General features: G+C 72.2%; 6 protein-coding genes. 5 read left to right on the top strand and 1 reads right to left on the bottom strand.

Annotated elements, in window-relative coordinates; translation table 11 throughout:
• The 4 genes from VGO10_RS04115 to VGO10_RS04100 all read left to right on the top strand — a co-directional run.
• Positions 1 to 840, top strand: an 840-nt coding sequence (locus VGO10_RS04115) for a type IV pilus twitching motility protein PilT (RefSeq protein ID WP_327465440.1), incomplete at its 5' end; no start/stop codon positions are given.
• 56 nt (positions 841 to 896) lie between these two features.
• Entirely contained in the window at positions 897 to 1,604 is a 708-nt protein-coding gene (locus VGO10_RS04110; RefSeq protein WP_327465438.1) for an AIM24 family protein, read from the top strand.
• Positions 1,605 to 1,646: 42 nt separating this feature from the next.
• Positions 1,647 to 2,006, top strand: a complete 360-nt coding sequence (locus VGO10_RS04105; protein WP_327465436.1) for a helix-turn-helix domain-containing protein — start codon at positions 1,647 to 1,649, stop codon at positions 2,004 to 2,006.
• Between the two features lie 240 nt (positions 2,007 to 2,246).
• Positions 2,247 to 3,971, top strand: coding sequence for an N-acetylmuramoyl-L-alanine amidase (locus VGO10_RS04100; protein WP_327465434.1), 1,725 nt, complete (start codon positions 2,247 to 2,249; stop codon positions 3,969 to 3,971).
• 18 nt (positions 3,972 to 3,989) lie between these two features.
• Here the strand turns inward: VGO10_RS04100 and VGO10_RS04095 are convergent, their stop codons facing one another.
• Positions 3,990 to 4,610 (bottom strand): hypothetical protein, encoded by a 621-nt coding sequence (locus VGO10_RS04095; protein WP_327465432.1) that lies wholly within the window; start codon positions 4,608 to 4,610, stop codon positions 3,990 to 3,992.
• A gap of 42 nt (positions 4,611 to 4,652) precedes the next feature.
• Here VGO10_RS04095 and VGO10_RS04090 point away from each other — a divergent pair, with 42 nt between their 5' ends.
• On the top strand, positions 4,653 to 6,035 hold the full coding sequence (locus VGO10_RS04090) for a hypothetical protein (RefSeq protein ID WP_327465430.1): 1,383 nt from the start codon (positions 4,653 to 4,655) through the stop codon (positions 6,033 to 6,035).
• Positions 6,036 to 6,392 lie beyond the last annotated feature (357 nt).

The raw sequence follows: 6,392 nt of genomic DNA, 5'->3' as shown, positions 1-6,392 counted from the left end.
GGGATCAAGACGATCGAGGAGCTCGACCTCCCGCCGGTCATCCGCGACCTCGCCGAGGAGGAGCGCGGCATCGTCCTGCTGACCGGCACGACCGGCTCGGGCAAGTCGACGACGCTCGCCGCGATGGTCGACCACATCAACTCCACCCGCTCGCGCCACATCGTCACGATCGAGGACCCGATCGAGTTCCTGCACGGCGACAAACGCTCTGCGATCAACCAGCGCGAAGTCGGCATGGACACGGCGTCCTTCAAGCGCGCCCTGCGCCGCGTGCTGCGCCAGGACCCCGACGTGATCCTGATCGGCGAGATGCGCGACGAGGAGACCGTCCAGACCGCGCTGAGCGCGGCGGAGACCGGCCACCTCGTCTTCTCCACCGTCCACACCGTGGACGCCTCGGAGACGATCAACCGCCTGATCGAGTTCTTCCCGCCGCACATGCACAACCAGGTGCGCGCGATGATCGCCGGCACGCTGAAGGGCGCGGTCTCCCAGCGCCTGGTCCCGACGTCTGACGGCAAGGGCCGCGTCGCCGTGTGCGAGGTGCTGCGCATGACCGGCCGCGTCAAGGACATGATCATGGACCCGCAGCAGACGGGCCGCCTGCCCGAGGTCATCGCCGACGGCGGCTACTACGGCATGCAGACCTTCGACCAGGCGTTGTTCCATCACTTGAAGGCGGGGCGGATCTCGATGGACGAGGCGATGCAGTTCGCGTCCTCGCCGCACGACTTCAAGCTGCTGGTCGCCGCCGACGGCCGCAAGGGCACCACGATGGACGACCTCACCCAGGCTGAGGACCAGCGCGGCGAGCCCCAGCAGGGCTCGGTTCTGCGCTAAGTCGTACGGCTAGCCACCCTTGCCGGAGCGGCACCGTTCCGCGACGCTGGTGGCCGATGCAGACCACACTGGCGCAGTACAACGAGACGCAGTCCAGCGATGGCTTCACCCTGCAGAACTCCAAGCTGCTGAAGGTGTCGCTGTCGGGTAACACGATCCAGGCCAAGCTCGGGTCGATGGTCGCCTACCAGGGCGACGCGACCTTCGAGCACGCGGGCTCCGGCGGAATGGGCCGGATGCTCAAGAAGGCCGTCACCGGCGAGGGCCAGAGCCTGATGAAGGTCTCGGGCAGCGGCGAGGTCTTCCTGGCCGACAACGCCCAGGACGTCCATCTGATCTACCTCGAGGGCGAGAAGATCACGGTCAACGGGCCGAACCTGCTCGCGTTCGACGCCGACATCGACTGGGACATCGAGCGCGTCCAGGGCGCCAGCTCCATGATGGGCGGCGGGCTCTACAACACCTCGCTGAAGGGCACCGGCTGGGTCGCGATCCTCTCCGACGGCCCGCCCGTCCTGCTCAACGTCGCCGGCGCGCCGACCTTCGCCGACGCGCAGGCCGCGATCACGTGGTCCGAAGGCGTGACGACCTCGATGAAGACCGACTTCAAGATGAAGAACCTCATGGGTCGCGGCTCGGGCGAGTCGATTCAGATGGGCTTCCAGGGCACCGGGTGGGTGCTCGTGCAGCCGTCGGAGGGCCAGATCACGGCCGAGCCGTCGAGCTCCAGCAACAATCCGCTGGGCAACCTGCTGGGCGGTTAGCCCCACTGGCAGGGTCACTTCAGTCGGTATAGTTATGGGCGCATGCCCGTAGATCCCACATGTCCGGTCTGCCAGACGGCGGACGTCATCTGCGGGAAGTGGACGCTGTTGCTGATCCGCGATCTCGCAGAGGGACACTCGCGCTTCTGCGAGCTCGAGCGGTCGCTGGCCGGCATCTCGCCGCGCACGCTGTCGCTGCGTCTGCGCGCGCTCGAGGACGAGGGCATCGTCGCGCGGCAGACCTTCGGCGAGGTTCCGCCGCGGGTCGAGTACGCGCTGACGCCGAAGGGCGAGGCGCTGCTGCCGATCATCGAGGACATGCGCTCCTACGGGGCGCGCTGGCTCGGTGGCGAGTGCGGTGCCGACGACGCGCCCGTCGTCGTCGCGGCCGCGCTGGCCTGATCAGGTAGAGCGCGGGCGGCGGGATTTCGCCCGCCGCCCTCTTGCTCTTTCCAGGCGCGTACCCCGTGCGTCCTGTGTCGAGAAGGTCACAAGCTGTAACGCCCTTGTGTCCCGGAACTTGCGGTCTCATTCGCAACATTGATGAGATCGCCGGGTTGATGGACCGATGGGTCCCTGCGCCGTGCAGCACGGAAGCCTGCAGGCCTTGCGAGCGCGCAGGGCGTGGCTACTGTGAGGCGCTTGGACGCCCCGTCGCTTACGCGGCGGCGTGCCCTCACGCTGGGTGCCGCCGCCGGCCTGTCCTCCTCGTTGTCCCGTGCCGTCCCGTCGGCGTGGGCGCGTGGCGCTGCCGCGCCGCGCTCGTTTGGGCTGACCGTCGCGCGGTCCGACTTCGACGCCCGCGGCCGGACCGCGGTGCTGCACGCGCCGGCGCGCTTCGACCTGCTCGGCGTGCGCGGTGAGGGCCGCGCGGCCCTGGGGCTGGAGGTCCGCGTGCGGCCGCAGCAAGGCGCGTGGAGCCCGTGGGTGCCGCTCGGCGCCGGCCATCACCACCGGCCCGACACCGGCACCGGCGCGCACGCGTCGGACCCGGTCTGGGCGGGCGGCGCCGACGAGCTGCAGCTGCGTGCGGCGCAGCGGCCGCGTGGCGGGCTGCAGGTGCACTTCGTCGCCGTGCCGGCGGCCGCCAAGCGCCGTGGGGCGCGGGCCACGGCCGCCGTGGCACACGCCGCGCAGGCGGGCGCGCAACCGGCGATCATCGCGCGCGCTGCCTGGGGCGGCGACACGGTCAAGCCGCGTGCCGCGCCGAGCTACGGCGACGTGCAGGTCGCCTTCGTCCACCACACGGTGTCGGCCAACGACTACGGCCCGCAGGACTCCGCCGGCATCGTGCTGGCGATGGCCAAGTACCACCGCGACACCAACGGCTGGAACGACTTGGGCTACAACTTCGTCGTCGACAAGTACGGCCAGATCTTCGAGGGGCGCGCCGGCGGGATCGACCAAGCGGTCATCGGCGCTCAGGCCCAGGGCTACAACAGGCACTCGACCGGCGTGGCGAACATCGGCACCTTCACCGACGTGGGCCAGACCGACGTGGCGCTCGACGCGCTCGCGCGGTTGATCGCGTGGAAGCTGCCGCTGCACGGCGCGCCGGTGACGGGGCAGATCGTCCTGACCTCGGGCGGCGGCGAGCTCAACCGCTACAAGTCGGGCACGCCGGTGACGCTGGAGCGCATCTGCGGCCATCGCGACGGCGACGCGACCGAGTGCCCAGGCACCGCGCTCTACGGCCAGCTGCCTGAGCTTCGGACCCGCGCGGCAGCCATCGCGCCGGCGACCCCGGTCGCCACGGTCGCGCTGACGATGGATCCACCGGGGGCGACGTCGGTCGTCTACGGCGAGGCGCTCGCGCTGACCGGCGCGCTCAAGCGCGGCGATGGCAGCCCGGTCGCCGGCCAGCGCGTCCTGATCCAGAAGCAGGGCACGAGCGGATGGGTGACGGTCGCGCGGACGCAGACCGGCGACGACGGCGCGTGGGCCGCGTCGGTGGTTTGGCGCGCGGCGGGCCGTGTCCGTGCACGGGCGGCGGTGACCGGCTCGACCGCCGCGGCGACCGAGGGCGTCCAGGTCGGCTGCACGGCGGCCCTGTCGGCCAAGGCCCGGACGACGCGCGTCAAGGCCGGCCGCTCGCTCGCGGTCTCGGGCACCGTCCGGCCGCTGGCGCCGGTCGTCGTGACCGTCGAGAAACAGGGCAGCGACGGCAAGTGGCGCAAGGTCGCCACGACGACGATCCGCCCGCGCCGCGCGCGGTTCACGGCGGCGGTCGCGCTCAAGCGCCCCGGCCTCTACCGCCTCACGCCGCGGACCGGCAGCGGCACCGCGAAGGCCTCGGCCGCCGCGCTCTACGTGCGGGCGGTGCGCAAGGGCTCCGCGGTCCCCGGCGGCAGCGCCGCCGGTGCCTGAGCCGGGTGGCCGCGCGGGCTACAACCCGACGGGATGCCGGACCTTGAAGCCGCGGTTGCTGCGCGGCGCGGCCTGCCAGCGGGTGCCGGCCTTCTTCTGGCCGCTGGTGTCGAAGCGCAGGCCGGCGACGATGAGGTAGGTGTGGACCTTGTTGGCGTAGATCGTGATCCACGCCCCCGGGCCCGCCTGGCCCCAGTGGGTGAGGCCGGTGGAATCGAGCGTCATGTCGAGCAGGCCGGCGCCGTGCAGCGCGAAGGAGACCGAGCCCGAGCAGTCATAGGCGCTGTCGTCAAAGGCCTTGTGGCCGCCGCCGTACTTGTAGGGCAACGACGCGATGGCGTTGCCGGCTGCGATCAGGGCGACGACCTGGGCCGGTGCGCCGGTGGGGGCGACGGCGAGGCCATCGGCGCCGACCGTCGCCGGTGGCGTGACGGTTCCCGCCGGGGCGGTGGTGCTCGCGGGCGCGGTGGAGGTCGCGGTCGGCACAGGCGCCTCGGAGGACGCCTGTGCCTGTGCCGCGGTGCCGCCGTGTGGTGAGCTTGGGTAGGACGTCCCGCCGGTCGTCGTTGCCTGGGCGCGGGCTGGCAGGACCACGAGAAGAGCGGCCAGGACGAACGCGACGGCAGTACGGCGGGACATCAGCTGACCCGGTCTTCGGCGTCGCCCCTTCCCGTTCCTGACGTGAACGCGGCTCTGCACGGCCTCGGCGCGCAAAAGCTGCAGAACCGTGCACGGCGCCCGGACGGGCTGCAAGGCATCCTGCGCCATGGAGGACAGCGGTGGCCCGGCACGAACCCGACCGGCATGCGCAACCGCCAGCTGCATGCCGCGCTTGCCGCCTTCGCCGAGGAGGCCGCCTTCCAGCTCGCCTCCGACACGGCCGATGGCGCCGAGGTCCCGTTCGAGGTCGTCGAGCTCGGGGGCAGCCGCCGCGAGGCACCGCTGTACTGCTACCGCCCGCTGACCGCGAGCTTCATCGACGAGCGCCTCTCGATCCTCGGGCGCCTGGCCTCCTACGCGCCGGCCGTGCACGCGCTCGCGGCATGCGGCGGCCTCGACGCCTACCTCGTCGCACGCGGCGAGTCGCAGTTTCCCGCCCAGCCCCGCGCCCGCGCCGAAGAGGCTCTGCGTCACTTCCTGACGCGGACGTTCGAGGACTGCGGCGACTTCGCGCTCTCCGCAGACCGGCTGGCGCGCGCCTACGAGGAGCTCGAGGGGCTCGTCATGGACGGCCGCGCGCTGACCGAGGTCGTCGCGCCGATCATGGGGCTGGCGCTGATGTCCGACGAGATCGTCCTCGGCGACGGCCTGACGCTCGTGCGCGCCGACGCCTGCGAGGGCGCGCCTGCCGACGCCCGCCGCGAGCGCGAGGACGGCCACCAGACCGTGCTCGCCCGTCTGACCTGGGAGGCCGCGCCCGGCGACGAGGCGCCGCTGCGCCACGCTCAGGTCCGGCTACGGCGCCTGCTCACCGCCCTGCGGCTCTATGACGCCGCCGGCATCGTGCTGGCCCGGACCGCCTGGACGCGGACCGGCGGCAGCGCTTGGCAGCCGTTTGCGATCGCCGCGGGCGCCGAGCCGCGGGGCGTCTGCGTGATCCCCGTCCAGCAGGAGGACGAGCTGCGCGCGTTCTTGTCGCTGATCGGCCGCCGCACGCCGCGCAGCGGTGAGTTGGCGTGGGCGCTGGGGCGCTTCGAGCTGGCCAACGACCGCCCGCGACCGTCCGAGGCGCTGACCGACATCCTGCTCGCGCTGCGAGCGCTGCTGGAGCCCGAGGGCCCGCAGACCGGTCGCCTGGCCGGCCGCGTCGCGGCGCTCTGCGCGCTGCCCGAGTCCCGTGCGCAGGTGACCGAGCGCATCGCGCACCTCGTCGCGCTCGAACGCTCGGTCGTCGCCGGCGTCGCGCCCGAGGACCAGGCGCTCGTCCACCTCGTCGACGAGCTCACCGGCTGGCTGCGCGCGCTGCTGCGCGACGTCCTCTGTGGCCACCTCGACTCCGACCTCCGCGCGGTCGCCGATGAGATGCTGGCCGAAGAGGACCACCGCCAGCGCACGGTGGTTTAGCCCTTCGGTAATCGGTTTGACGGCGGCCGTGCGGGGCGTGGGTGGCGTTCAGCGCGGCCGGTGTGGTGGTGCGGGCGTGGTTGAGGGCGGCGAAGGAGTGAGCGTGATGAGCAGCGCGCCGCGTCCGGGGTCGTCCGTCGGCGCCGAGGCGCGGGTGCCGCAGGCGCCGGGCCGGCACGTGTGCGAAGCCTGAACTGCGCCCCCAGACTGGTGAGGAACATGGAGCACACCTAACCCGCGATATACGCGGGTTAGGTGCCCTTCATTTCACTCACCAAAGATCACGCGCCCTGAGGCTGGCGGACGACCCTGGGCGCCGGTGCCCTCGCTGCGCTTCACTCCTTCGCCGCCCTCAAC

Origin of the sequence: Baekduia sp. (assembly GCF_035996765.1) — a bacterium.
Classification (GTDB): Bacteria; Actinomycetota; Thermoleophilia; order Solirubrobacterales; family Solirubrobacteraceae; genus Baekduia.
Note: the sequence above shows the minus strand (reverse complement) of the source record. Positions and strands in the feature narration are given on the sequence as shown.

What these genes read in the sequence shown, in the direction of transcription:
- VGO10_RS04110 (WP_327465438.1), top strand. Translation starts at nt 897, where the DNA reads ATGCAGACCACACTGGCGCAGTACAACGAGACGCAGTCCAGCGATGGC.
- VGO10_RS04105 (WP_327465436.1), top strand. Translation starts at nt 1,647, where the DNA reads ATGCCCGTAGATCCCACATGTCCGGTCTGCCAGACGGCGGACGTCATC.
- VGO10_RS04095 (WP_327465432.1), bottom strand. Translation starts at nt 4,610, where the DNA reads ATGTCCCGCCGTACTGCCGTCGCGTTCGTCCTGGCCGCTCTTCTCGTG.